The 25,299-nt window shown below is 39.7% G+C and carries 23 protein-coding genes and 1 pseudogene; 14 read left to right on the forward strand and 10 right to left on the reverse strand.

Annotation, left to right across the window (positions count from 1 at the left end; translation table 11 throughout):
• The first annotated feature begins 241 nt into the window (after positions 1 to 241).
• Both CDG77_RS08900 and CDG77_RS37420 read left to right on the forward strand, forming a co-directional pair.
• Positions 242 to 1,129, forward strand: a complete 888-nt coding sequence (locus tag CDG77_RS08900) for a hypothetical protein (RefSeq protein WP_094329040.1) — start codon at positions 242 to 244, stop codon at positions 1,127 to 1,129.
• Between the two features lie 80 nt (positions 1,130 to 1,209).
• Positions 1,210 to 2,196, forward strand: coding sequence for a hypothetical protein (locus CDG77_RS37420; RefSeq protein WP_223269748.1), 987 nt, complete (start codon positions 1,210 to 1,212; stop codon positions 2,194 to 2,196).
• A gap of 53 nt (positions 2,197 to 2,249) precedes the next feature.
• Here CDG77_RS37420 and clpP read toward each other — a convergent pair whose 3' ends face one another.
• A complete protein-coding gene (clpP, locus tag CDG77_RS08910) occupies positions 2,250 to 2,858 on the reverse strand; it encodes an ATP-dependent Clp endopeptidase proteolytic subunit ClpP (RefSeq protein ID WP_094329041.1) in 609 nt (202 codons plus the stop codon).
• Between the two features lie 447 nt (positions 2,859 to 3,305).
• Between clpP and CDG77_RS36350 the strand changes: the two genes are divergently transcribed.
• Both CDG77_RS36350 and CDG77_RS08915 read left to right on the forward strand, forming a co-directional pair.
• Positions 3,306 to 3,488 (forward strand): hypothetical protein, encoded by a 183-nt coding sequence (locus CDG77_RS36350; RefSeq protein WP_143855385.1) that lies wholly within the window; start codon positions 3,306 to 3,308, stop codon positions 3,486 to 3,488.
• Positions 3,489 to 3,656: 168 nt separating this feature from the next.
• Positions 3,657 to 5,714: a thioredoxin domain-containing protein gene (locus CDG77_RS08915; RefSeq protein WP_094329042.1), complete on the forward strand. Its 2,058-nt coding sequence runs from the start codon at positions 3,657 to 3,659 to the stop codon at positions 5,712 to 5,714.
• 147 nt (positions 5,715 to 5,861) lie between these two features.
• Here CDG77_RS08915 and CDG77_RS08920 read toward each other — a convergent pair whose 3' ends face one another.
• The 3 genes and pseudogenes from CDG77_RS08920 to CDG77_RS39065 all read right to left on the reverse strand — a co-directional run.
• Positions 5,862 to 6,113: a hypothetical protein gene (locus tag CDG77_RS08920; protein WP_094329043.1), complete on the reverse strand. Its 252-nt coding sequence runs from the start codon at positions 6,111 to 6,113 to the stop codon at positions 5,862 to 5,864.
• A gap of 86 nt (positions 6,114 to 6,199) precedes the next feature.
• Entirely contained in the window at positions 6,200 to 7,273 is a 1,074-nt protein-coding gene (locus CDG77_RS08925; protein WP_094329044.1) for a glycosyltransferase family 4 protein, read from the reverse strand.
• Between the two features lie 521 nt (positions 7,274 to 7,794).
• Positions 7,795 to 7,968 (reverse strand): annotated as a pseudogene (locus CDG77_RS39065) (transposase family protein); the annotation flags it as partial.
• Here CDG77_RS39065 and CDG77_RS08935 point away from each other — a divergent pair.
• Entirely contained in the window at positions 7,940 to 8,536 is a 597-nt protein-coding gene (locus tag CDG77_RS08935) for a molybdenum cofactor guanylyltransferase (RefSeq protein ID WP_262985144.1), read from the forward strand. The pseudogene CDG77_RS39065 and the gene CDG77_RS08935 sit on opposite strands and share 29 nt — an antisense overlap.
• A gap of 94 nt (positions 8,537 to 8,630) precedes the next feature.
• On the opposite strand, the gene CDG77_RS08940 is transcribed toward CDG77_RS08935, so the two are convergent.
• Positions 8,631 to 10,130 carry a family 10 glycosylhydrolase gene (locus CDG77_RS08940; RefSeq protein WP_094329047.1) on the reverse strand — a complete coding sequence of 500 codons (1,500 nt, stop codon included), beginning with the start codon at positions 10,128 to 10,130 and terminating at the stop codon, positions 8,631 to 8,633.
• 447 nt (positions 10,131 to 10,577) lie between these two features.
• Between CDG77_RS08940 and CDG77_RS08945 the strand changes: the two genes are divergently transcribed.
• Together CDG77_RS08945 and CDG77_RS08950 are read left to right on the forward strand one after the other, a co-directional pair.
• Positions 10,578 to 11,513: an ABC transporter substrate-binding protein gene (locus tag CDG77_RS08945; RefSeq protein ID WP_094329048.1), complete on the forward strand. Its 936-nt coding sequence runs from the start codon at positions 10,578 to 10,580 to the stop codon at positions 11,511 to 11,513.
• Between the two features lie 117 nt (positions 11,514 to 11,630).
• Positions 11,631 to 12,209 carry a hypothetical protein gene (locus CDG77_RS08950; protein WP_094329049.1) on the forward strand — a complete coding sequence of 193 codons (579 nt, stop codon included), beginning with the start codon at positions 11,631 to 11,633 and terminating at the stop codon, positions 12,207 to 12,209.
• 383 nt (positions 12,210 to 12,592) lie between these two features.
• Here CDG77_RS08950 and CDG77_RS08955 read toward each other — a convergent pair whose 3' ends face one another.
• The 4 genes from CDG77_RS08955 to CDG77_RS08970 all read right to left on the reverse strand — a co-directional run bounded on the left by CDG77_RS08955 (position 12,593) and on the right by CDG77_RS08970 (position 16,515).
• Complete coding sequence (locus CDG77_RS08955) at positions 12,593 to 13,561, reverse strand: FTR1 family iron permease (RefSeq protein WP_094329050.1); 969 nt, start codon at positions 13,559 to 13,561, stop codon at positions 12,593 to 12,595.
• Between the two features lie 140 nt (positions 13,562 to 13,701).
• Entirely contained in the window at positions 13,702 to 14,136 is a 435-nt protein-coding gene (locus CDG77_RS08960) for a ferritin-like domain-containing protein (RefSeq protein WP_094329051.1), read from the reverse strand.
• A 155-nt stretch (positions 14,137 to 14,291) separates the two neighbouring features.
• Positions 14,292 to 15,323, reverse strand: a complete 1,032-nt coding sequence (locus CDG77_RS08965; protein ID WP_094329052.1) for a ComEA family DNA-binding protein — start codon at positions 15,321 to 15,323, stop codon at positions 14,292 to 14,294.
• Positions 15,324 to 15,489: 166 nt separating this feature from the next.
• The gene (locus CDG77_RS08970) at positions 15,490 to 16,515 is read right to left on the reverse strand and encodes a multicopper oxidase domain-containing protein (RefSeq protein ID WP_094329053.1); all 1,026 of its coding nucleotides are present in this window, start codon (positions 16,513 to 16,515) and stop codon (positions 15,490 to 15,492) included.
• 318 nt (positions 16,516 to 16,833) lie between these two features.
• Here CDG77_RS08970 and CDG77_RS08975 point away from each other — a divergent pair, with 318 nt between their 5' ends.
• The 4 genes from CDG77_RS08975 (at position 16,834) to CDG77_RS08990 (ending at position 22,173) form a co-directional block, all read left to right on the forward strand.
• The gene (locus tag CDG77_RS08975) at positions 16,834 to 18,771 is read left to right on the forward strand and encodes an ArnT family glycosyltransferase (protein WP_094329054.1); all 1,938 of its coding nucleotides are present in this window, start codon (positions 16,834 to 16,836) and stop codon (positions 18,769 to 18,771) included.
• Positions 18,772 to 18,819: 48 nt separating this feature from the next.
• On the forward strand, positions 18,820 to 19,962 hold the full coding sequence (gene cofH / locus CDG77_RS08980) for a 7,8-didemethyl-8-hydroxy-5-deazariboflavin synthase subunit CofH (protein WP_094329055.1): 1,143 nt from the start codon (positions 18,820 to 18,822) through the stop codon (positions 19,960 to 19,962).
• A 222-nt stretch (positions 19,963 to 20,184) separates the two neighbouring features.
• The gene (locus tag CDG77_RS08985) at positions 20,185 to 20,859 is read left to right on the forward strand and encodes a response regulator transcription factor (RefSeq protein ID WP_094329056.1); all 675 of its coding nucleotides are present in this window, start codon (positions 20,185 to 20,187) and stop codon (positions 20,857 to 20,859) included.
• 81 nt (positions 20,860 to 20,940) lie between these two features.
• Positions 20,941 to 22,173, forward strand: a complete 1,233-nt coding sequence (locus tag CDG77_RS08990; protein WP_094329057.1) for a sensor histidine kinase — start codon at positions 20,941 to 20,943, stop codon at positions 22,171 to 22,173.
• 14 nt (positions 22,174 to 22,187) lie between these two features.
• Here CDG77_RS08990 and CDG77_RS08995 read toward each other — a convergent pair whose 3' ends face one another.
• Entirely contained in the window at positions 22,188 to 22,658 is a 471-nt protein-coding gene (locus CDG77_RS08995) for a PepSY domain-containing protein (RefSeq protein ID WP_094329058.1), read from the reverse strand.
• 474 nt (positions 22,659 to 23,132) lie between these two features.
• Between CDG77_RS08995 and CDG77_RS09000 the strand changes: the two genes are divergently transcribed.
• The 3 genes from CDG77_RS09000 (at position 23,133) to psb27 (ending at position 25,284) form a co-directional block, all read left to right on the forward strand.
• Positions 23,133 to 23,978, forward strand: coding sequence for a COG4705 family protein (locus tag CDG77_RS09000; protein WP_223269750.1), 846 nt, complete (start codon positions 23,133 to 23,135; stop codon positions 23,976 to 23,978).
• Positions 23,979 to 24,000: 22 nt separating this feature from the next.
• Entirely contained in the window at positions 24,001 to 24,699 is a 699-nt protein-coding gene (locus CDG77_RS09005; RefSeq protein WP_094329059.1) for a phosphatase PAP2 family protein, read from the forward strand.
• Between the two features lie 180 nt (positions 24,700 to 24,879).
• Positions 24,880 to 25,284: a photosystem II protein Psb27 gene (psb27, locus tag CDG77_RS09010; protein ID WP_181154303.1), complete on the forward strand. Its 405-nt coding sequence runs from the start codon at positions 24,880 to 24,882 to the stop codon at positions 25,282 to 25,284.
• Positions 25,285 to 25,299 lie beyond the last annotated feature (15 nt).

The following is a 25,299-nucleotide window of genomic DNA, read 5'->3' on the forward strand; positions in this document are numbered from 1 at the left end:
AAATAGTTCTAGATGTCGAGTTGGGTAATCAGTATAGCATTGCAGGCAAGACTACCCAGACAAGTTAGCACTAGCCAAAAGTTTCGTCAAAAAACAGCTACTGCTACAATTGGGACACGGGACAAAGCATTAAAAGGGACTGGGGATTGGGTATTAGGGATTAGGATTAAAATAATAATTCCTTCCCAGTCCCTAGTCCCCAATCCCAAGTCCCCAAAAGATTTAAATTGGTAGCAGTATTATGTTGGCTCAATTCCAGAGCTTGTATCCCAAGGGCAGTCTGATTTCTGAATTAGTGCAAATTTTTCAAGGAAAATATATTGTTCGGGCAAGCGTGCAAATAGAAGGCGTAACCCGTGCGACGGGTATGGCAGCAGCAGAAACGGTAGAAGCAGCAGAAGACCAGGCCAGAACTAGGGCCTTGATAGTTTTGGGTATTACAAATGCCCCACCCGAATCAGTGGCATTTATCTCAAATCCAATTTCCCCGGAGCAGCTAAATCCCTCGTTGAGTACCAAAGGTGGATTGAGTGAGCCTGCTGCCTATTCTTCTGCAAAAGATGGGGATTTTGTTGGTAGTCAATGGCCAGTAGTCAGCGACAAAGAAATATCTATTCCGCCCTCCAAAGTCCGCAAAATCAAACCAGAAGTAGCAACAACCAGCAACGAACAGTATGAGTACAGCAATGCTGCACCTCTACTAAGCGATACCTATAGCCAGGATTTAGGTCAAAACTTTTCTGTAACTGCCAACCGGGAGCTAGAATTCGATCCTCCAGTTGAAAAATTAGAAATAACTTTTGATAACCAGGTGGAAAATCAAACATTTCCCCCAATTTCTGCCAATAATGTCACACCATTTACACCTCGGAGTTACAGCCCTCAAGAGGATGTAGCCACCCCATCTGTGACAGCAAAGAGAAAGAAGAAAGCTGAACCCGTGGATTTATCAGATGTCATTGCTAAAACAGATGTCGAACTTCAGCGTTTAGGCTGGACACCAGAACAGGGACGGGAACATCTGATTGAAACCTACGGTAAGCGGGGGCGTACTTTGCTAAGTGAAGAAGAATTACACGGATTCCTCCAATTCCTCCAATCTCAGCCTGACCCAATAGCGGGATTTTGATTTGTCATTAGTTATTGGTCATTAGTCATTAGTGAGTACTAATGACTAATAACGTAGGCTATTGAAACAGTAATGAAGCAATGGAATCTGTAAATTTTGCTCAATTAATAGCTCAAATAGATGTTGAGATGCAGCGACTAGGCTGGACGATAGACCAGGGACGGGAGTATCTCAAAAAAACTTATGGGAAGCGATCGCGTTTTTTACTGACACAAATAGAATTACTAGACTTCCTTCAATACCTTGAATCTCAACCATTAGAAGAAGTTGTGACTGCCAAAATTAATCTTGAAATCGAACAGTTATGTTGGACACAAGACCAGGGACAAATTAATGCTGAAATCCAACGGTTATGTTGGATGAAAGAGAAAGAAGAGAAGGAACAGAAGTCTGTCATAAAAACTTCTAGCAAGCAAAGTACGAATTTGCTTAACCAATCTGAAGTAGAAGTAATTTTTCAAACAGATGTTGAAATGCGGCGACTAGGCTGGACACCAGAACAGGGACGGGAACATCTCAAAAAAACCTATGGGAAGCGCGGGCGTACTTTACTGACAGAAATAGAATTACTAGACTTCCTTCAATACCTTGCATCTCTACCTACACCAGTATTAGACGAAGCTCTGATTGCCAAAATTAATCTTGAAATCGAACGATTATGTTGGACAGAAAAAGAGGGACAAGGACATCTCAAAAGAAATTATGGGAAGCGATCGCTTACTTTACTGACACAAGTAGAATTACTAGACTTCTTCGAATACCTTGTATCTCTACCTACAATAGAATCCTTCACGGATTTTGATGCGGAATATGAAGAGTTCCAAGATTTCCCTACATACTCAAAAAAATCAGACAAGGTAATTACTAAAACTTCTTCTGAGGATTTATCTCAGGTATTAGCTAAGACTGATGTCGAAATACAGCGTTTAGGTTGGACACCAGAACAGGGGCGGGAATATCTGATTAAAACTTATGGGAAGCGAGGGCGTACTTTGTTAACTGAAGAAGAATTACACCAATTCCTCCAATATCTCCAATCTCAGCCAGACCCAATAGTGGGATTTTGATTAGTCATTAGTCTTTTGCTAATGACTAATGACTAATGACTAATGACTAATGACTAAACAACAGCAACTGCTGGACGACTACCAGCAGCGTGGCGGTCAATCACTTGGTCAATCAAACCGTATTCTCTGGCTTCCTCTGGTGACATGAAAAAGTCACGTTCAGTATCTTCAGCAATGCGCTCAATTGGTTGACCTGTATGGTCAGCTAAATAGTCATTTAGCCGCTTCTTATGGTACAAAATTTCCCGCGCCTGAATTTCAATATCAGTCGCCTGTCCTTGAGCGCCACCGAGAGGTTGATGAATCATAATCCGAGAATGGGGTAAACTCATCCGTTTACCCTTAGCACCAGCGCTGAGGAGGAAAGCGCCCATACTCGCCGCCAATCCGGTACAAATTGTACAGACATCAGGGCGAATGTGCTTCATAGTGTCAAAAATGCCCATACCAGCCGTCACTGAACCACCGGGAGAATTGATGTACATATAAATGTCCTTCTCCGGGTCTTCAGCATCCAAATACAGCAGTTGGGCAACAATCAAGTTAGCAATGTTGTTGTCAACTTGTTGTCCCAAAAAGATGATGCGCTCACGCAACAGCCGTGAGTAGATGTCAAAGGCGCGTTCACCTCGACCCGATTGTTCAATAACGATAGGAATCATGGAAGCGTATTTGTGGCTACTTTAAATACATTTTATCGGTGACAGCACGAAACTGGGGTTTATCTCTACTGTTTTCAAGCAGATAACTTAAACTTCTATCGTTTTACCTTACCCAAAAAGAGTACAAAAGATGATTTTGCAATAGATTTGACCTCTAAGGGCACTTTTTAGTAGCAAAAGGTGTCTAAGAGAATATCCCGGTAGGGAAGAACAAATCAAAAAACTCCAATTATCGCCAACCTCTTAATCTCGGCATTTGCTGGACAATTTTGGCGATGTACTCATTAAACCGATAACCGAAATCTAACTTGCTTAGGGACTTGTGTTAGCTTTCAGTAACATTTTAAACATTTTTTTAGGATTTTCCTCAGCAATTATCAAGTTATTTTGTTAGATTCGGTAAATCGATAGTACGAGGTGTATTCAGAATAACCAGTCCTAATTGAAATGCTATCCACTCACAAGAGACGTGCCATGCTGGAAAAACTTATACAAGCCGCCATCATCACCTTCTTGCTCCACCTGATAGCAGGACTTAGCCCAAATACCTTAATTCAGTCAAAGACAGCATCACCTGTGCGAGAAGCACCACCAAATATTGTTAGCTTGCTATTGCGATCTTTTCAGTAAAAATATTTCACAACTTACACAGGTGTTGGCGATATCAAAGATATGCACTACTACCTTCTACCCAAGGGGTAACTCGCTTGCAGGATTTCTTGCATATATAGCTGTCTAGGCTAATACTCCTGGGAACAAGTTAGACTGAGCAAAGAAAGCAACTATTTGCATTTGATCGTGACTAATCGCCTTGCTGAAGCTAAGAGCCTCTATCTCCGCAAACACGCCGAAAACCCAATTGATTGGTGGCCTTGGTGTGACGAAGCACTTGCAACTGCAAGGGCGCAAAATAAACCGATTTTTCTCTCCATTGGTTACTCTAGTTGCCACTGGTGTACTGTCATGGAAGGCGAAGCTTTTTCTGATATTGCGATCGCCCACTTCATGAATGCTAATTATCTTCCCATCAAAGTAGACAGGGAAGAAAGACCTGACCTTGATAGCATCTATATGCAAGCTTTGCAGATGATGAGCGGTCAAGGGGGTTGGCCTTTAAATATTTTTCTTTCTCCAGAAGATTTAGTGCCGTTTTATGCTGGGACTTATTTTCCTGTAGACCCGCGCTATGGTCGTCCGGGATTTTTGCAGGTGTTGCAAGCTCTTCGCCGTTATTACGACACCGAAAAAGCAGAATTACAGCAACGCAAAGCCCTAATTGTTGAGTCTCTGCTAACGTCTGCGGTGTTACAGTCCGGTACAACAACTGAGCTTGAAGACCGGGAATTACTCCGCCAAGGTTGGGAAACTAGCACAGGTGTAATTACTCCTAATAAATCTGGTAATAGTTTTCCGATGATCCCCTACACAGAATTAGCACTGCGGGGAACTCGATTTAATTTTGAATCTCGCTACGATGGCAAGCAAGTTTGTACCCAGCGAGGACTAGACTTAGCGCTGGGAGGCATTTATGACCATGTAGCTGGTGGTTTTCACCGCTATACTGTTGACCCAACTTGGACAGTACCGCATTTTGAAAAGATGCTCTACGACAATGGACAAATTGTCGAGTATCTAGGAAATTTATGGAGTGCAGGAATCCAAGAACCAGCATTTGAAAGAGCGATCGCTGGTACTGTACAATGGCTAAAGCGGGAAATGACCGCACCGGAAGGTTACTTCTATGCTTCTCAAGATGCCGATAGCTTCACTGAATCCACGGCTGTAGAACCAGAAGAAGGAGCTTTTTATGTTTGGAGTTACAGCGAAGTACAACAACTGTTAACACCTGAAGAATTAACGGAATTACAAGAAGAATTTACTGTTACCCCTAACGGCAACTTTGAAGGACGCAATGTTTTACAAAGAAGGAATTCAGGCAAACTGAGTGAAACACTAGAAACCGCACTGAGTAAGCTGTTTACCGTTCGCTATGGTGTTAGTTCTGAGTCCTTAAAAACTTTTCCCCCGGCTCGTAACAACCAGGAAGCAAAAACCACTAACTGGCCAGGTCGCATTCCCTCGGTGACAGATACAAAGATGATTGTCGCCTGGAATAGCTTGATGATTTCTGGCCTAGCTAAGGCTGCTGGCGTTTTCCAAGAACCACTATACCTGGAATTAGCAGCACGAGCGGCGAATTTTATCTTGGAAAATCAGTTTGTCGATGGGCGTTTTCAGCGACTCAATTACCAAGGCGAACCAACAGTTTTAGCTCAATCTGAAGATTACGCCTTGTTTATTAAAGCTCTGCTAGATTTACAAGCTTCCAACCCTGAGCATCAGCAATGGTTAGAAAAAGCGATCGCTATCCAAGATGAATTTAACGAATTTCTCTGGAGTGTGGAATTAGGTGGTTACAATAACACATCAAGCGATTCTAGTCAATATTTAATTGTCAGAGAGCGGAGTTACACGGATAATGCGACACCATCAGCGAATGGAATTGCGATCGCTAATCTTGTGCGTCTCGCTCTACTCACCGATAATTTAGATTATTTGGATTTAGCGGAACTTGGTTTAAAAGCTTTTAAGAGTGTAATGCATCGCGCTCCCCAAGCTTGTCCTAGTTTGTTTACAGCTTTGGATTGGTATCGTAATTCTACTTTGATTCGCAGCACCACTGAGCAAATAAACTCGCTGATCCCCAAGTTTCTACCAGCATCTGTGTTTGCCATAACATCTGATTTACCAGAGGGAAGCGTTGGGTTAGTTTGCCAAGGTTTGAAGTGTCTCGCACCAGCAGAAAGTGTAGAACATTTATTACAGCAAGTAGAGAAAAGTCAGGTGAGGGCGTGAAATAGTTTTATTTCTTGCAACTAGGATGTTACTGACCCAGTATAGTGATGAGCCTAAACAGACCAAGGATTAACGATTACAACTCCTGTCCCAGCAAAATCTTTTTCGTTATGGGGTTAAAAACTGCGAGCTAATTTCTACCCAGATTTAGATATACCTTACTAGCCCTGAACTACCTGTGCTGGGATTACAACACAGGTAGTTGGAGCTTCTGGGTTGGTTTACAAAGGCAACCCCAATGGCAGCAATATTTTTACTACCATTGAAATCGGCATCACCACTCCAACAACAAGCTTGATTTACACACTTAAAACGCTTGAGATTTTCCCGTTTGGCAGACAGTATATACCTCTTTTCGCAATCAATTGGCGCAAAGATGGAAGGTGGTTGAAAATTCACTCTGGGTTTCCATCTGTGGATTCGTACCCTTGCAAGAGTGCCATTCAAGTCCATCAGAAGCAATCATCGATAGTCAAAGCGTAAAGTTAATTAAATTGTGATAATGAATTATAAATATCGACTAAACGAATCCAGAAATTTTTAATATCCAAGGGCTCGACATTTTTTCTAGCAGTACTGCCTAGAGAAAGTCGTAAAGTCTCATCTTCAATCAACAATTCCATCGCTGATGATAACTGTTGAATGTTTCCTGGGGTAACTAGCAGGCCATTTTGATTTGAAATCACTAGTTCAGGAATACCTCCAACAGGGGTTGCAATCACAGGCAAACTCCAACCCATAGCTTCCACAATTGCCAGAGGCAGACCCTCGTTGTAAGAAGGCAAAATAAACACATCTGATTGTGACAACAGTTCATCCCGTTTTTCAGAATTAATCCAACCCAAAAAAACTACCTGGTCTGCAACGTTGAGACTAGCAGCCAACTGCTGCGCTTTTTCGATTTCACCATCTCCTGCCACAATTAGCCGACTATATTTTCTTTGATCGTCGGACAGGTTAGCAAATGCCTTAATTAAATCAAATGTCCCTTTGCGCTGACCGACTCGCCCACAACAGACCAAATTGATTTGAGTCCGATTTTTGCGGTCAGGAATCTGTGTAGGTAATTCGGAGGGGTTAGGCAAGATAATAACATTCTTGGGATTTAAACCTAGATTCGACGTATAGTAATCTTGCCAACTTTCTGAAAGAACAATAAACCCTTGGCAGCGCTGAAATATCTTACTTAAAACTTGCTGTGCTAGTTGAGGAAGCTTAGCGTAAGTTAGATGAAATCCAGAGCCATTAGTATGCATCAAGACAGGTTTATCAAAAATAGAGGCAACAATGCAACAAATCGCTTTTCGCAGAAGGCTACCACCACCGGAAATGTGAATGTGTAAAACATCTATTTTTTGACTTGATAATTTCCATAAAAGTTGAGCTATAGCTTTCCCAAAAACAATTACTCTGTGGGTAAGTGAGCCTTCATCATGGGTGTTTATGTGCTGTATTTGGATATCAGGAAGACTATGCTTAATTATCAGGTTTTCAAGTGTTGCTATTCCTCCATTTTGTTCTAAATTAGGCCCTAGCATTAATACCTGTAGTTGGTTCATTGACGTTAACCTCTATGTTTTTTAGATAAAAACTCAGGTCTAAGAGGTTGTTTGAAAAGTGTTGGGCGAATATAATTATCTACTACACAAAGCATATTCCGTGTAGGCGGACTAAGGAAAAATCAAGGATTTTAACCCAAAACGGTCGGTAAAATCTCCTGTACCCGCGACTTCTAGTTGCCCAGACGAGTAACAATTTAGACTTTTCAAACATCCTCTAAACTCAAGGAATTGAAAATTCCACTTGTTGAGAATCTCTAATTAATGATTGAACAGCTTGCTCAAAGAAGTCAATCTAGGAAGCAGGTGGGTATAAATAATTTTTCATTGGCATAATACACAACAGAAAATGGTTCTATCTTAGTTTATCTTTCTTCCTTGAAAATATGCCTGAAACTTTTGGGCGTTGATTTGTACAAATACTGATGCAATAGTATCATATGACGGAGTGCTATTCGCTAATTATAAAAATGTTTTTAACTAAGTTTGAGGGTTTAAGTCCCCAGGTTAACCCACTCCTACTTTGCACAACCGTATGTCTCTATCGCAATCCAATCATCTGCTACACAAATTACAGCACATACGGTAATAGCTATGATATTGATTAACTTGTGTCGTTTCGTGCTACCTATTAGTGGATCTTCCATTTGTACAAAGTAATTGACTATTGACTCGTGTAGCCGATTAAGCGCCATTGTTTTAGCGGGCGGTAAGAGTTCTCGTATGGGTCAGGATAAAGCCTTGATTCTCATTCAAGGGATGCTGTTGTTGCAACGAGTTTGTGCGATCGCTCAAAGCTGTGCTGATACTGTTTATATAATCACTCCTTGGCCAGAACGTTATCAAGATTTGCTTTTACCTCGTTGCCAATTTATCCGAGAAGTACCTTTATCTGGAGAATCTTTAGCCCAGGGACCTTTAGTTGGTTTTGCCCAAGGACTAGCCGAAGTGCAAACAGAATGGGTGCTTTTACTAGCTTGCGATTTGCCGAGATTGCGGGTTGAGGTGTTGCAAGAATGGGTAACTAGACTTGATAGCGTGGGGGATAATGCGATCGCAGCTTTAGCCGAGCATCCTAAAGGCTGGGAACCTCTGTGTGGTTTCTATCGCCGTCGCTGTTTGCCACAACTTTTAGAGTTTATCAATCAAGGGGGGCGATCGTTTCAGCAATGGCTGCGGCAATATCCGGTAGAACTTTTGCCCTTATCAGAACCAGAAATGCTGTTTAACTGTAATACACCAGAGGACTTGGCTTTAAGTTAATTGAAAAAGATACAGAATTCAGAATAAATTTAGTGGGGAATATAGGATATGAGGAAAATTTTTCTTCTGAATTCTGACTCCTGAATTCTGTTATTTAGCGAATGCGACAAAATTTGCGATCGTTATCATTCTCAGGGTATTGCCAAGAATAGGCAAAATGGCTAACTCCCTTCAGTTGCGGGGCAAATTTGCGAAGTGCCTGCATTTGCACTTCTAAGGATGGACGATTACTTACCGATTCTCCCCATTTGCCGGCTAAAGCTGGAATCACTTTAGTACCCGGTTTTGCCATACTCAAAACCCGTTGCACTTGCGCCACTATACAACTGACATTACCGCAATTTCCATAAGACATGGGATGCCACTCTAATGTAGTGGGAAACCGATCCCAAGGTTGCAAGCGAGAATCATATCCTTGTCCTACAGTTTGGTTGCCATCAGGGAAAAACACTACTCCTGTGGAAACACCTTGCTGTTTGGCTGGGTAACTGGCTATGTTGACAAAATCTAGAATTCCTTGCATGGCGTGGGCAACTGCTAGCTGCCACAATTCCCATTGCAAAAGTGGTTGTCTGTCTGTTGGAGACAGAATTGATTTTTGCGCTGTTGGCGGAATGCGTCCTTGCCAAAGTGGTTCCCCTTCCTGGGGATAAAGTTGATCGATTTGGGCGATATCTCCGGCGGTGACATATCCCTTGCTCAAATAGCGACGAATTAAGTCTAGCCCTTTATAATTCAGTGCCCGTTTAAATAAAGCTTCTTGGGTTGCGGGACTAAATAGCCATAAATCTGAAACTTTGGTGGCGATGGAATCACTTCCTGCTTGCCGGGGATAGCGCACGTAGTCGAATAGCAAACCATCTGGACGACGGCGCAAAACTTCTTTTACTAATTGGTAATAGTCGCTTTTTGCTTGCGAGTTGTAGGGGTCGATAAATACTTGAGAGCCATTATCTACGACATATAGGCTGGTTTGACCTTTACCATTGCGAGCGATCGCACTTTCTCTATCTCGGCGCTGGGCGTAAGTATAGCCGAAATTGTTAGTAAACATCCAGGCATAGACCTTCAAACCGCGTTGCCGACCTTTTTTAATTGCTGTAGCAAGTATATCTACGTTTTCTGTCCCTGGAGTGCGAATTATAGAAGGCCAAACCGTCGGGTTAGCTTTTGCTGGCAATAATACCTGCCCATCATAAAATACTTCCAAATTGACTTGGTTATAGCCACGGTTGACAATTCGATCCATAATCTGATCGATTATTCCTGGCTGAATATCACAGGGATACAAGCGCAACCAGACAGCTTGGATTTGTGGCCAAGTCCGAGTGCGGCACTCCTGTAAATCCTGTGCCTGTTTTTTTAGTAAGTTTTGGTAGCGGGTTTGGGCATCTTGATTGCCTTTGAGCGCTGATAACCGTAAGTTTTCTTTTTCTTTCGCCGCCGATGATGATAACTGACAATATTGGGTTGCTTGCGCCCTTGCTGGTTCGTTTCCAAAGTTGGGGAGCAACGAACTAGTAGTGAAAACAACAGCGAATAGATGCCGCCAAAATAATGTCGATCTTGCAACGTTCAAAGGATGGTTAGACATACCTACCAGTAGATGGACACAATAATCATCGACCCCAATTCAGATAATTGTGGGCAACGTGTATCGAATTATATAGTTAAGCAGTAAGAGTTTTAAAACCTATTTTTTCTAGACTGCCAAAGCCCTGTTTGTGTTGCTGCATTATTTATATAAAGACATAAACCCATACATAGCAGTAAAAAACATCTTAATCCAAAGCAAGTTTGGTTTACTATTGAGTAGATTTCGCCTCTACCTTAGTTAGTGAAAATCTGCCAAGGCAATATTTTTTTTAAACAAGAATAACCTGATTTTTATCTCTTGTCATTAGCCATATCTTTTCATTCTCAGGCTTTCTGCTCCCACTTGGTACTTTATCGCTATATTACTAAAATCTACATTTGCGATTTTTGAATGTGGTGCTGAGTATACTTCTTATGCAATTCTTACCCCAGAAGGAATTTTAATATGTATCGTCGTTGGCTCTTATCTGCTTTAGCACTTTTGATGAGTATAGTTTTAGCCGCTTGCACGACTGCAACCACTCAGCAACCACAAATAAAAGTCACAAACACTACTGAGATAACAAACACAAATTCTCAACAACTACCAAAAGGATCGGTAAAAAGAGTTGTTGCTCTTTCTTCTCTTTCTGCTGACATTATCTCTCGACTTAATTCAACAAAAATTGTCGGTATCACTGGTAGTAAATTATTTAAGAATGACTCAAGATTCAAAGATATTCCCCGTGTTAGCGAAGGACAAAACCCACCAAATTTAGAAAAAGTGGTAGCACTAAAACCCGATTTAGTTATTGGTGCAGAAGGTTTTTCTAGCATCCCAATTCAAAAACTTCAGCAGCTAGGAATTCAGACTTTGCTCACTAAGGTAAATAACTGGGAATCTCTAGAAGAACTTACAAAAACCCTTGCTAAATCTATTGACACCGATCCTCAGCCTTTGTTAAATCGTTACAAAACTTTCTTACCAGAAAAGCCGACTCAGGGTTTTTCTACTCTAGCTCTGGTTAGTCGCCAACCAATTTTAGCACCGAATAAAAATAGTTGGGCGGGGGATTTGTTAGCGAAATTCCAGGCGAAAAATATTGCCGCAGATTTACAAGGGAAAAGTTCAATTGGTGGCTATGTAACGCTTTCGGCTGAGAAAGTTTTAGAAGCAAATCCAGAGGTGATAATTTTGGTTAATCCCCCGCAAGGAAATTCAGAAGCAGCACTTTTAGATTCGCTAAAAAAAGAATCTTTTTGGCAGCAATTACAAGCAACTAAAAATAACCGAGTCTATATATTTGATTATTTTGGTTTGGTGAATCCAGGTAGTATAGATGCAATTGAAAAAGCTTGTCAGCAGCTTAAGCAAGTGTTGTTTGCACCACAGGGTACTTAGCTTAATAATGGGAGAACGTCGCAGTAAATCAAGGATACATTTTGCTGAGGTGATGACAATAGCGATGGCTTCGTCCTATAATTAAGCAGTATTACTTATAAATGCCTGTATTTAAAAATGCAGATAGCTAAACTTATCAAAAACTTTTGGCGATGGATTCGTTGGTTCTTTATAAGTAGACTTGATAGACCTTCAGACAACTTAGTTGCTATTGTAGTTAGTCTAATACCACTCATTTTGAACTGGGATTTAAGTTGGTCAAGCAAAATTGTTTTCGAGTTTGACCTATTCAACAAAATTACCACACTATATTTTTATATCGTACCTTTATTGCTATTTATCAATAGCTTCTTCTTCAAAGAAGACTTGCTAAAGTTTTTTAGTATTCTAGTAGCAGGATTTTTTGGCTGTTTCATTTTTTTTGTATTTCTCCTACAATTAGCTATAGGTAATCATATTAACCTTGTTGAGCGAGTAGAATGTCCAAATGGTAAGGTTTTTAGTGTTTATGAGAATTTGGAACCAAGTTTTATTACTTCTGATGATGCTATTTGCAGATTTGAATTACAACAAGATAAAATTTTTCTAGGATTTATAATAAACCGCAAGGAAGTTGGTGAAAAAGAGTGTCAAGTTAACACTAGAGAACCAGTTTTCCAAAAGCGTCTTATAGATGTAGATGTATGTACTCGATAATAAAACAAGCTGAATTATACAATTAATGCGATCGCTTTAGCATTAGAGGTTGTTTGAAAAGTAATTTGACTGTGATTTTAGGCACTTGTCGATCCCCCCTAACCCCCCTTAAAAAGGGGGAATCGAAATCAAAGTCCCCCTTTTTAAGGGGGATTTAGGGGGATCTAGAACTTTTGATACCTATAGACTTTTCAAACAGCCTTTTAAAATCAAAAAACCTACAGCAAAGCATCTTTGTAGTTTTTTTGCTAAAAAATCATTAACCAATTCATTTTTCAAGCATTATTTACAAGTTTAATAAATTAGTGTTTGAGTCGCAATATCTAACTCAAACACTAGGGGATTAATCAAGATTTTTTTGTCCGGGGCAACTAATTGTACTTTTAATCTTTTGCAGAACTAATCGGTTTTTGAGCAAAGGGGATATTTTTTTTACCTTCAGGAGAAGCACCTCCAAGGCTGCGGAAATACAGTCCTCCAATTGTTAGTAAAAAGGTCACATATCCCACTGCTTGCACAAGATAGAGATTGTCTCTATAACCAAATAAAGATTTGAGAATAATGCCAGGAAACTGTTCGTCAGGCAAGATTGTGGAAGTATTTGCAACCATTGGCCCCAAAATACAGGAATGGACTTTAGTAAAGCGTTCGTAATAGAAACAAAGGCTTGCTGTGGCACGACTGCTAAGAGCAAGGTTAGCTACAGCGTCGTCAAAATGTTTCAAGCCTGAAACTACTAACCCAGCGACAATCAACACTAATAAAACGCCCATTACCTGGAAAAACTGGCGGATGTTAATTTTGACACCCCATTTAAATAGCAGCACCCCAATGGCAGTTGCCCCTACTAAACCACCAATAGCACCCAATGCTGGCATTAATCCCTGTTGGAAATTAGCGGCAACGAACAGAACAGTTTCAAAGCCTTCGCGGACAACAGCAACTAAAATTAGAGTAAAAACACCCCAACCAGCATTTGAGTTTTGTGTCAGCGCTTCTGTTACTGCCCCTTCAACTGTAGCTTTCATGAATCTGGCTTGTTTGGTCATCCAGATTAGCATCCAACTGAGCATTGCGATCGCTAACACGCTAAACACACCTTCTAAGGCTGGCTCAACTACGGAGGTGTATTGAGGATTCGCGGCTCCCAGTATTTGAATTAGCCAACTGAATAGCACACCTATTAAGGCACTAACGACAATGCCAACGCCGATACCAGCATATACCCAAGAGTTAAGTCGAGATTGTTTAGCTTTTTTCAGCAAAGCTAGCACAATACCAACAACAAGGGCCGCTTCCACTCCTTCTCGGAGTGTGATTACAAAAGTAGGTAGAGCAGTCGTAAAATTCATCTTTTGTCCTTTGTCTTTTGTCTTTTGTCATTAGTCAGTTGTCCTTTGTCATTAGTCAGTTGTCTTTCGTCTTTTAAATTTTTTTTGACTAATGACTAATGACCAATGACTAATGACCAATGACTAATGACTAATGACTATTAACCAAAATCGCGGAGCATCTTTTTCAGTTCGAGATTATGCATCTCTTCTTGACCAATCATACCGCGAGCGAATTCTTCAAGATAAATACTAGCATTGGTGACAGTTTCGAGCAGATTTTTATACAGCTCCAATGCCTTTTTTTCGTGGGATAAGCTTTCTTCCAAGATATCCTTGACTTTATGCTGGTAAGTTTCTTCCATTGGGGCAATTTTCAATGAGGGATGCCCATCTAAACCGGTAAGAATTTCTCCTACTTGTTCGGCATGAAGTAAAGATTCGCTTGCCTGTGCTTTGAAAAAAGCCACAATTGGAATACGGTTAGGACCAGTCACCATCAAAGAATAATGGGTATAGCGCACTACCCCTGCTAGTTCAAATTCCATGATGGCGTTCAGCAGGTCAATGGTCTTTTTCTGGTCTAGTTCTTGCATCAGTTGTTAGTTCAAGTAATGAATGGAGGGCAACTAGTTAGGAGTTTGTAATTCATAATGGGCTACGCTAACGTAACTTTTAATTCGTAACTCCTAACGATTTCATCATTTTAAACTTATTACCATCTGCTTTCCATTAAAAGAAAGTGTTATCGTTATGCTTTGGTATTAGATTTGTCAACCACTTTTTGAGAGTTTTCCTCAATGGTTTTCACCAGCTTGGTAACATCATTAGGTATTTTGACTGCTTTCGCTGGTGGGATGGCGGAGGGCCAAACTTTTATAAGTTCAGCGAAACTAGCATCGATCGCTTTATGCGCTTCGGGATCTGCTTGAGCTACTTGACTAGAAATCCCTTTGTATAAATCATTGGCGTAAAACACAAAACCACGGGAGTCTTGATACTCAATTGGGGCGGTTATTTTACCATTTGCGATCGCAGCGCCATATTCAGAGTTAGCTGAATCTAATAGTTCGTTAATTACCTGTAGTACAAATCCTGGTTTTGAGCGTTGAGCTTCTGGCAAAGCTGCGATCGCGGAATCAACTGATTGCATTGAAGAAGCAAAATTAGTTTTAACTTTACTATCCTTAGGACTGGATTTCACTAAATCTTGCAAACTCACCAATGTTGTCTTAAATTCTTTGACTTTCCGCTCATTAAGTTGATCTTCTACATCCACATAAATTTCCTCAACTGGATGTCCAATATGAGGCTCTGCCTGTTTCGGCTGATTTTGATCTAGCAGTTCTTTTGCTACTAAAAGATGCCCTTTCATTAAGCCCAACTTACTCATGTAGTCAACATCTTTTGCTTCACCTGTGAGTACTACTTCTTGAACACCAACCTGGTCTTTAATTTGGTCGAACTGCTCTTGAGTAATTACTTTTTTAGTAACTAAATCTTCTGGATTGCCATAAGGACGATTTGCCTGGATTTTATTAGATAAAGCTGGAACACCTAGTTTGGCTTCAAGCTTATCTAATTCTGACAATATAGCCGTGTTAATATTAATTTTTTCTTTGCTAGCGTGACCGCTATGACCGTTACTACTTACTGCTTCTGTGGTTGGAGTACTAGCAACTGGTGCTGATGGATTTTCTGCTGTTGGTGTACTGCTACAGGAACTCAAGGTAATTATTGCCGCAGTCGCAAAAGTCAAACAGATATAACGAAGTCTTATCATCTTTGCTCCTCACACAACTAAAAAAGTATTAATTGAAACATTTCAAACTATCACTAAAAGCTAGTTTGTTTGACATCTTGTCATAGACTTTACTTTGACATATAATGACAACTCTTATCAACTAATTGCTCTAAAATTTTAAGAAATAAACTATAAGTTATCTAGATTAAGATTTTTCAACAGGTTTTTGAGAGTTGCTATCAGCAATTACTTCAAATTGGCCCATGCAACCATTTTCTGCGATCGCATCTTGATGGGGATGGAACATATACTTACCTGGATAGCGAAAAGCGAATTCCAAGATGTGCCTTTCTGCTACACCCATCGTAATCACATCACTTTTCTCGCTAGGAGTCATACTCATACCATAACGATAGACATCAAAGAAGTTGGCATGGAGATGAAACGTTACTGCCGGATCGTATTCAATGATGTTGAGAACATATAGCCGAATCAACTGATCTTTGTAAATGGGAATGGGATGATGCATGTAATGATGGGGTACACCGTTGAAAGCGTAATAATCGTTATGACTATCATCATTCACGTCATATCCACTCATCACTAGTACAATCTCATCAGCCGGGGGACGCGGAGTCGGTGGATCGATGATAAACATGCCATACAGTCCCTTAGCAATGTGACGGGTGACTGGTTCAATATGACAGTGGTACAGGTGTACGCCATAAGGTTCAGCATCAAATTCATAAATAGTGGCACTACCATTCCTGATTGGGCGAACACCATCCATTTCTGCTGGATGAACGCCATGAAAATGCAAAGAATGAGAATGTCCCGCATTATTAAGAAATAGTACCCGAATGCGATCGCCCTGTTTTGCCCGTAGCGTTGGCCCTGGTATGCGACCGTTTAAATCCCAGATATTGTAAGAGACAGCACTATTAAGCTTGATTATGGAAGTACCCGCAGTTAACTGAAATTCCCGGATAGTCCGCCCATTTTCCTGCTTTACCGTCCCATAATCAAAATCCCTTAAAATCTTCATCGGGTTAGTAGCATCGTCTGGTGCTGACCTATCGAGTGGTGGCACTTTAACAATCGACTTACTTTGTAGATTTAGCATCTGCCAAAGTCCGGCAGCACCAGTTATTCCAGCACCGGCTAGGCCCAGTTTCAATAATAGACGGCGGCTCCAAGGCTTTCCGTTACCTAGAGCAAAGTTGTGGGGCATGACATTTCGTTACGGTTAGCACCAAAAATGAATTGCAAATCTTTTGCAATTGCTTTTAGATATTAGAGCAATTAGTAATTATTGTCAATAATTTTTTAGTGCTTCAAAACTACTAAGTAAATTGTTAAGTTGAGTTCAAGCGAGAATCAGTTGTAGAAAACTCTATGGAAATTTATAAATTTTAAGTGTATTTATTGTCTGGTATATGTATAGATAGTATTCAGAAATAAAACCGGATTGCTATAGCTGTCAAGCATTGATTAAATTCGACCAGGAAATCATTCTAGTTGTTAAATATTCAAAACAACAGTTGGTATTATGTCTATATTTTTGCCTCTCATTTGTTTAATTGCTATTTTTTTGTTAATTAATAAAAGTCGTAACCATTGGCGTGAATCTCTAATATTGACATCTACTTACTGGGGAATTCTCATTATTGCAATCACAGAATTTTTGAATATTTTTAAATTAATTAACTTTGGCAGTGTATTAATAACTTGGGTATTTATATGTATCATATTAATTTATATATGCTTTCGGTTAAATTACCAAAACCCTAAGATTTTAGAGCAGAATAAATCTTCTAACCTAAAAATTCAAATTCCATCCCCGATAAATTTATTATTTGGTATAGGTTTCGTTGTCACAACTGTTGGATTAATTGCTATCATCGCACCCCCAAATAACTGGGATTCTATGGACTATCACATGAGTCGTGTTGCTCATTGGATACAAAATCATAGCATTGCTCATTATCCAACAAATTATACTCCACAGCTATATCAAAACCCTTGGTCAGAGTTCGTTATTTTGCATTTTCAAATTTTGAGTGGTGGTGACTACTTCGCTAACTTAGTTCAATGGTTTAGTATGATTGGCTGTATTATTGCAGTTTCATTAATTGCAAAAAAACTTGGAGCAGATGTACGAGGTCAGGTTTTCTCTGCTGTTGTGACTGCAACAATTCCTATGGGAATCTTACAAGCTTCAAGTACTCAAAATGATTACGTACTTTCATTTTGGGTAGTTTGTCTTGCTTACTATTTGCTATCAGCTATCCAAGCAGAAAAAAGTGATATATTAATGAACTCATTCAAAATTGGTAGCAGTATAGGACTAGCCATTTTGAGCAAAGGAACTGCTTATTTTTATATTTTCCCCTTTTTGATTTGGTTTAGTTTATTCCAGATTAAACGTTTCCGTTGGAAAGTATGGAAACCAGCTTTGATAGTAGGAAGTATATCTTTATTACTTAATATTGGTCACTATTTACGCAATTATAATTTATTCGCTTCGCCACTTGGGGAACCAGGTAATTATAGCAATGAAGTATATGGTATTAATATACTTTTTTCTAATGTTCTCAGAAATATTGCTTTACATATAGGTACACCAGTTGGTTTATGGAATGGAATAGCAAATAGATTAATTCAAATTATCCATATATTTATTGGTGTCGATGTAAACGATCCTCGGATAACTTTCTCAAAAACATTTTTTGTCCCAGGAGGCTGGTCAACAATTGGAATATCTGGTAATGAAAATAGTGCTGGTAATTTAGTACATTTAGTATTGATAATAATATGTATGACAATTTTTATGACTCGAAAAGAGATTCGGAAACAAAGATACCTTTTTGATTATTTGATTGCAGCAATATCTACATTTATTATATTTTGCTACTTTGTAAAATGGCAAGCTTGGAATAGTCGTCTACATCTACCTTTTTTTGTACTATTATCCCCATTCTTAGGGATTGTTTTATCTAAACTGAAAAAGCAAAAAACAGCAATTATCATAGTAATATTTTTGCTGATATCATCATTACCTTGGGTATTTCTTAACAGGTTTAGACCTATTATTGATAGCAACAATATATTCCAAGTGAGTAGAATTGAGCAGTATTTTACTAATAGAGCATACTTGAAAACTACTTATACAGGAGCAGTTGAGTTTTTAAATTCAAAGAAATGCTCGAATATTGGGTTATCAATGGGAAATGACCCTTGGGAATATCCTTTCTGGGTACTTTGGCGGCAAAATAATCAAGAAATTGTTAAAATTCAACATATTAATGTAACTAATATTTCGGCAGTCTTAGAAAAAGAGGATTATTATAAAGATTTTGAACCGTGTGGAATTATTTCGATGGAAACAAAAAAAAGTAAGCACAGTAAATATCAAAAAATTAATTTTAAAGGTAAAACTTATCTTCGAGCATGGGATTCTCCAGACCTGGGTATATTTATTAAGTAGAATTTTATTTTTTACAAGATTGTAAAATTAAGATTTACTGAGAAAATAATGCTAACGAAAATTTCTGTTGAAAAAATTCTTGAGCGGGCCTTGATGGGGTACGACTTATCTCCCGAAGAGGGAGTGGTTTTGTTACAACAAACTGAGCCAGAAGCGATCGCAGCAATCCGTGCTACATCCGACACACTCCGTCACACCCAAGCAGGCGATACAGTTACATACATAATTAACAGAAATATCAATTTTACTAATATTTGTGAGCAGCACTGTAGTTTTTGTGCTTTCCGTCGAGATGATGGTGATGTCGGTGCATACTGGTTAGATTCGGCGCAAATTTTAGAAAAAGCGACAGATGCAGTGCAACGAGGGGCGACGGAAATCTGTATGCAGGGTGGGTTAAATCCACAAGCGCTGATAAATGGTAAATCTTTGCCCTACTATCTCAAGGTAGTAGAAACCATCAAACAGGAATTTCCGCAGATTCATCTCCATGCTTTTTCTCCCCAAGAAGTGGAATTTATCGCCAGACTTGATGGACTTGAATATGCTGATGTGATTATTGCTTTGCGCGATGCTGGCGTTGGCTCAATGCCGGGAACAGCAGCTGAAGTGTTAGACGATGAAGTAAGGCGGATATTGTGTCCAGAGAAGATTAATACAGCGACTTGGCTAGAAATTGTCAGCACCGCTCATAAATTAGGCTTACATACCACTAGCACCATGTTATCTGGGCATATTGAAACCCACGAACAGCAAATTGGACATTTAGAAAAATTGCGATCGCTCCAAAAAACTGCCATCGATCGGGGATATCCTGCAAAGATCACAGAGTTTATTTTATTACCTTTCGTTGGGCAAGAAGCCCCCAAACCCTTACGTCGCCGTGTCGGACGCGATCAACCCGTTTTAAATGATGCACTGCTGCTAGGCGCTGTAGCGCGGATTTACTTAGGTAATTGGATTCCTAATCATCAGCAGAGTTGGGTAAAACTGGGGCTTGCAGGTGCAACCGAAGCCTTAGTTTGGGGTTGCAACGATATCGGTGGCACCTTGATGGAGGAGCATATTACCACAATGGCAGGTGCTTTGGGTGGTACATGTATGGAAGTGGAAACTTTAGAAACTGCGATCGCTTCTTTAGGAAGACCTTACCAACAACGTGAGACTCTTTATCAAAAAGTTAAGATTTAAGAGTTGTCCTTTCAAGGTGGATAAAAAATTCCTCTTCCATATCTTTACTCTGTGTTCTCTGCGCGGCAGTCATGGGGGAAACCCCCAAGACCGCGCTGCCTTGCCTCTGTGATTCAATAAATTACTTTTTAATCGCAGAGGCACAGAGAAAAATCGGAGCGTTGCCTTCCGGTGAACTTTTGCTAGTGTTTACAAGCTCTAATAATTTAGAGGTTGAGCATTATGAGAATTTTGATAGTTGAAGATGACGATCGCATTGCCAAGCCATTAGCCGAATTTTTAAGACGACAACATCATATTGTAGATATAACAACCGACGGTTTGACAGCTTGGGAATGGTCGCAATCAGCATTATATGAGCTAATTTTATTAGATTTAATGCTGCCTAAATTAGATGGAATTACTCTATGTAAGCGTTTACGCACCGCTTCATTTAATGTTCTGATTTTAATGTTGACGGCACGAGATACAACAGGCGATAAAATTATCGGACTCGATGCTGGTGCTGATGATTACTTAGTTAAACCATTTGAATTAAAAGAGTTAGCAGCACGCATCAGGGCTTTAGCTAGAAGAACTCCAGAGATTCGTCCCCAGATTTTAATCCACGGTGATTTACAACTAGATCCAGCAACTCAACAGGTTACTTATGCCGAAAATATCATATCATTAACTCCCAAAGAATATATGATATTAGAATATTTTTTGAAACATCAAAATCAAGTTGTCACTCGTTCGGTGATTTTTGATAAATTGTGGGACTTTGATAAATCTTCGGGAGAAGGAAGTATTAAAACTCATATTACAAATTTGCGGAATAAACTTAGAGCATCTGGAAGTTCAGAAGACCTGATTGAAAATATCTATGGCATAGGTTATCGTCTAGGAAAAAAGTAAAATAATTCGTAATTCGTAATTCGTAATTCGTAATTCGTAGCCAGAGACGGGCAAGATGCCCATCCTACAAGATTAGATAATGTGTTTCAAAGAATCAGATATCGTTTATTGTTGTCTTACTTAGGGGTGTTCGCATCGCTGCTGGGAATATTCGCGATCGCAGTCCGATTTGCATTCACTCGCAGCTTAACTGAACAAATCACAGATAAACTCACAGCCATAGGGAAAGGTGCGGCTGCAAATGTGGAGTTTGAAAAAGGTCGCCTGACGATTGAAAGTGACTTTCGTCCACAAGACTTAATTGCTTATCATGAAGCATTACAGTGGTTTGATATTCAGGGAAATTTAATTACCCAACAAGGAAAAACTGTTTTAACTTTACCTTTTTTACCAAATAAAATAGTACAAATTCAGAAAGGTAAAGTTCCTATCCAAGTAGTGACTGTACCAATTATTGCTAGCGATAATGGTGAGCTAGTTGGATATGTAAGGGTAAGCCAATCTTTGGAAGAATTTAATGAAACCCTTGAAAAACTGGACTGGGGATTAGGCGGTGGCATTATTATAACTTTGGTTCTGAGTAGTATTGGCGGAATTTTGTTAACTCGTCAAGCAATGCAACCTATTGAAGAGAGTTTTGAAAAGCTTAAACAGTTTACTGCTGATGCTTCACACGAACTACGTAGTCCGTTAATGGCGATCAAAATTAATGCTGAGTTACCGCTAGAATATCCAGAAGAAATAGGACCAAAAGATGCAGAGAAGTTTCAGGCGATCGCCAACGCTACTAACCAGATGACTCGCCTTACAGAAGACTTATTGATGCTAGCACGCACTGATAGAGTTTCCCCTCAAAATAGGGATACTCTCAATTTAACGTCAATGTTAGAGAACCTAATCCAACTATATAAACCTCAAGCTGAAGCTAAACAAATTAACTTGAAAATTCAATTAATTCCTAATCTTCAACTAATAGGTAATTCAATTCAATTAACGAGACTGTTTACTAATTTAGTTGAAAATGCACTCCATTACACACCATCAGAAGGCGTAGTTGAAATTAAAACCAGTCGTGTAGGTTCCCATCTTTATGTCAACCTACAAGATACAGGTGTCGGAATTGCACCAGAGCATATCGACAAAGTTTTTGAGCGTTTTTGGCGAGCAGATCAGTCTCGTTCTTATTGGTCAGGTGGTTCTGGTTTAGGGCTAGCGATCGCTCAAGCTATTGCCAAAAATCACGGTGGATTGATTAGTGTTACAAGTCAATTAGGAGTTGGTAGTTGTTTTACTGTGCGTTTACCAACTCCATAAATTCAATTCCCTACTTATTTATCATCATTAGTTTCTTTAACTTGAATACTACTCTTGGGACGAGTAGCTTCATTCTTCTCATCTTGTTGGTTAGCATTCTCAGCGTAGATAACTTTGCCATTACCAGCATCTACCTTAACATCTTGCTGACCAATTTCTACCGAATAAACTAAGTTGCCATCTTCATTTTCAAGTTTAACACTTTTCGCTTTACCTCCCACAGATGCTTCAACAGTTTGCTGTGCTTGTTGTGCTGTAATTTTAGCTAACGGTTGCAGTTTTGCTGCTTCTTGCTGTTCTTCTGCATCGTCATTTTTTTCACCATCTCCATCACTAGCTTCAGCAATTTGGATAGTACTATGATGTTGACGTGCAATTGCTACAAAAGATTGTGGTTGTTTTGCAAATACCACTCTCGACAATCCAGCGAATCCCAAAGTACCAATACAAGCTGCTGTCAAAATGAGTTTTGTTGAAGTTCTCATACTTGAAAAATCCCTTGAATTCTAGGTTTGTATCTTCACAGTAAGTAATAAAAGTCAAGAAGTAGTCAAGAATGTTTTTAATTCAATATCAAACATTGAAATATTTCAGCTATTTTTAGCATCTCTATTCTGAGAAAATTATATTTTCAATCAAATCTTGACTATTTCTTGACTTTTGCTGTGTAAAGTAAAATCACTCAATAATTTATGACAACACAGCTAACTTTCATCTGTTGTTATAAGTAGAACGACTTGAAAAAAAAACTATGTAATGTAACTTTAGCGAAAATCAGTTCGTAGTAAGGACTTTAGTCCTGATTTGAGAACTAAAGTTCTCACTACAAACCTTTAATTATTTACCCTGTTCTACTTACCAATTCAATTAATGATTGCAACACATCCTTGGATCAACTCAAGACGCGATGAATCGCGTCTCTACAAATAGTCTATTTGTCGCATTGTTTTTTCAAATTGGTGTTACTTGGTAATTTGCGATGCCTGTGGGAAGCGATCGCAACAACAGTCAGCATTCTCTACGATGACTTACTATTTTTTATCGTCAAAAAAATGAATAAAGTTGCAAAAGTCACGATTTTCTTCTGGATTATGAAGATCATCGCTACGACACTCGGCGAAACAGCTGGTGACTTCATCTCAATGTCTCTTGGACTGGGGTATTACGTAGCCTTTGCCATAACCTTCGCTATTCTGGCTATTCTCCTGTTTTTTCAAATTCAATCAGACAGATATCGTCCAGCGCTTTATTGGACAGCCATTATCGCTACAACCACAGCCGGAACGGAAGTTTCAGACCTGATGGATCGATCTCTTGGGCTTGGCTATGCACTGGGATCGCTTATCCTGGTAGCTGGTCTTTTAAGCGTTCTTAGCATCTGGTACTATCGCGATCGCGATCTGAGCGTTTATCCGATTATGAGGAAAGATGCAGAGACTACCTACTGGCTGGCTGTGGTGTTCTCCAACAGTTTGGGAACAGCCTTTGGTGACTTTCTCACAAGCAACTTGGGACTAAGCTATATCCAAGGCGCATTGGTGACAGCTACAGTCATTGGTGTTGTCATTGCCCTTCACTTCGTAACAAAGTTGAGCGATATCCTCCTATTCTGGCTCGCGTTTATCTTTACACGTCCCTTCGGAGCCACCTTCGGAGATTTTCTGACCAAACCAGTCAAAAATGGCGGTCTATCACTGCCAAGGGAATATGCTTCTGCGATCGCCTTTATCCTGCTGGCAGTTGTCCTATTCTTTTCCGTGCGAAAGGAGAAAAAAGTGCCTCACCCAATTGAGCGATCCGTTTAAGCATAATGAATAAAATCAAAGTATGCTCCGACAAATTTCTAATTTCTGGTTGCTTCATATACACCCTCGTTTGGCTCCCTTAATTGCCACAATTGGTATTGTCGGACTTGCTAGTTGTCTGCTAATACTTTTTGTTTTAGCAAAAATAGCTGAAGAGGTTTTAGAGCGAGATGCTTTTAGATTTGATACTACTTTCCTGTTATGGCTACATCAGTTTGCCAATCCAAATTTAGATAATTTAATGCTGTTTATTACAAATCTTGGTAATCCTACTACAGTGGTCATCGTTGTCGGCGTTAATCTATTATTACTTTGGTGGCGGCGTTATCGAGAAGAAGCAAAATTTTTTATCCTTGCTTGCCTGGGAGGATTCATTTTAAATACAGGACTAAAGTTATTTTTTTCTAAACCTCGCCCTGAACTATGGCATCGCCTGATTTCTGAAAAATCTTTTAGTTTTCCTAGCGGACATGCACTAGGTTCAATGGTGCTTTATGGTTTTATTGCTCACGAATTGGCAACTCACTATCCTCGTTTTGCCAAATTTATTTACAGTTTGACAGTTATATTAATTGCTGCAATTGGTATTAGCCGCTTATATTTAGGAGTCCATTGGCCCACAGACATAATTGCAGGTTATGGAGTCGGCTTTTTGTGGCTGATGATATGTATTACAATGCTGAGATTGCAGAAATTAAAGCAGGGAAACTTAGTTAATTAAATCCTCTCAACCTCTAATCCCATAACTCTAAGTACAACATTTCATTGATTCGTAGCGAATTCTCTGCGTGCCTCTGCGCTTACCTCCGCGCTCCTCTGCGTTGAAAATTTCACCCTCAATTGATCCCCAAGTTACCAATCCAAGATAGGATAGACGTTGATTTACGTATTCTTTTAATTAATGCATATGAAGCGCTATTGGTCGCGTTTGCTTGCGCTGGTTTTGGTTGTAGCTATTGGCTTAATGGGCTGTTCTGGCAGTCCAGATAGTTTGACTGGGGATTATCGCCAAGACACCTTAGCTGTGGTCAATGTTATGAGACAAGCTCTGAATCTATCACAAGATTCATCAGACAAAACAGCAGTTCAAGCAGAAGCGCGTCAGAAAATTAATGACTTTTCGGCTCGCTATCAGCGAGTTAACTCTGTTTCTGGACTTAGCTCCTTTACAACTATGCGGACAGCCCTTAATTCCCTGGCTGGACACTACAGTTCTTACCCAAATCGTCCCGTACCCGAAAAACTCAAAAATCGTTTAGAGAAGGAATTACAGCAGATTGAAGCAGCGCTGAAGCGTGGCGGCTAACTCTTGCCCAGGCGA

Source organism: Nostoc sp. 'Peltigera membranacea cyanobiont' 213, assembly GCF_002245975.1.
Taxonomy (GTDB): domain Bacteria; phylum Cyanobacteriota; class Cyanobacteriia; order Cyanobacteriales; family Nostocaceae; genus Nostoc.

What these genes read in the sequence shown, in the direction of transcription:
- CDG77_RS08945 (WP_094329048.1), top strand. Translation starts at nt 10,578, where the DNA reads ATGTATCGTCGTTGGCTCTTATCTGCTTTAGCACTTTTGATGAGTATA.
- CDG77_RS09005 (WP_094329059.1), top strand. Translation starts at nt 24,001, where the DNA reads ATGCTCCGACAAATTTCTAATTTCTGGTTGCTTCATATACACCCTCGT.
- psb27 (WP_181154303.1), top strand. Translation starts at nt 24,880, where the DNA reads ATGCATATGAAGCGCTATTGGTCGCGTTTGCTTGCGCTGGTTTTGGTT.
- CDG77_RS08960 (WP_094329051.1), bottom strand. Translation starts at nt 14,136, where the DNA reads ATGCAAGAACTAGACCAGAAAAAGACCATTGACCTGCTGAACGCCATC.
- CDG77_RS08965 (WP_094329052.1), bottom strand. Translation starts at nt 15,323, where the DNA reads ATGATAAGACTTCGTTATATCTGTTTGACTTTTGCGACTGCGGCAATA.
- CDG77_RS08955 (WP_094329050.1), bottom strand. Translation starts at nt 13,561, where the DNA reads ATGAATTTTACGACTGCTCTACCTACTTTTGTAATCACACTCCGAGAA.
- CDG77_RS08940 (WP_094329047.1), bottom strand. Translation starts at nt 10,130, where the DNA reads ATGTCTAACCATCCTTTGAACGTTGCAAGATCGACATTATTTTGGCGG.
- CDG77_RS08995 (WP_094329058.1), bottom strand. Translation starts at nt 22,658, where the DNA reads ATGAGAACTTCAACAAAACTCATTTTGACAGCAGCTTGTATTGGTACT.
- CDG77_RS08970 (WP_094329053.1), bottom strand. Translation starts at nt 16,515, where the DNA reads ATGCCCCACAACTTTGCTCTAGGTAACGGAAAGCCTTGGAGCCGCCGT.
- CDG77_RS08925 (WP_094329044.1), bottom strand. Translation starts at nt 7,273, where the DNA reads ATGAACCAACTACAGGTATTAATGCTAGGGCCTAATTTAGAACAAAAT.
- CDG77_RS08975 (WP_094329054.1), top strand. Translation starts at nt 16,834, where the DNA reads ATGTCTATATTTTTGCCTCTCATTTGTTTAATTGCTATTTTTTTGTTA.
- CDG77_RS37420 (WP_223269748.1), top strand. Translation starts at nt 1,210, where the DNA reads ATGGAATCTGTAAATTTTGCTCAATTAATAGCTCAAATAGATGTTGAG.
- CDG77_RS08985 (WP_094329056.1), top strand. Translation starts at nt 20,185, where the DNA reads ATGAGAATTTTGATAGTTGAAGATGACGATCGCATTGCCAAGCCATTA.
- CDG77_RS08900 (WP_094329040.1), top strand. Translation starts at nt 242, where the DNA reads ATGTTGGCTCAATTCCAGAGCTTGTATCCCAAGGGCAGTCTGATTTCT.
- clpP (WP_094329041.1), bottom strand. Translation starts at nt 2,858, where the DNA reads ATGATTCCTATCGTTATTGAACAATCGGGTCGAGGTGAACGCGCCTTT.
- CDG77_RS36350 (WP_143855385.1), top strand. Translation starts at nt 3,306, where the DNA reads ATGCTATCCACTCACAAGAGACGTGCCATGCTGGAAAAACTTATACAA.
- cofH (WP_094329055.1), top strand. Translation starts at nt 18,820, where the DNA reads ATGCTAACGAAAATTTCTGTTGAAAAAATTCTTGAGCGGGCCTTGATG.
- CDG77_RS08950 (WP_094329049.1), top strand. Translation starts at nt 11,631, where the DNA reads ATGCAGATAGCTAAACTTATCAAAAACTTTTGGCGATGGATTCGTTGG.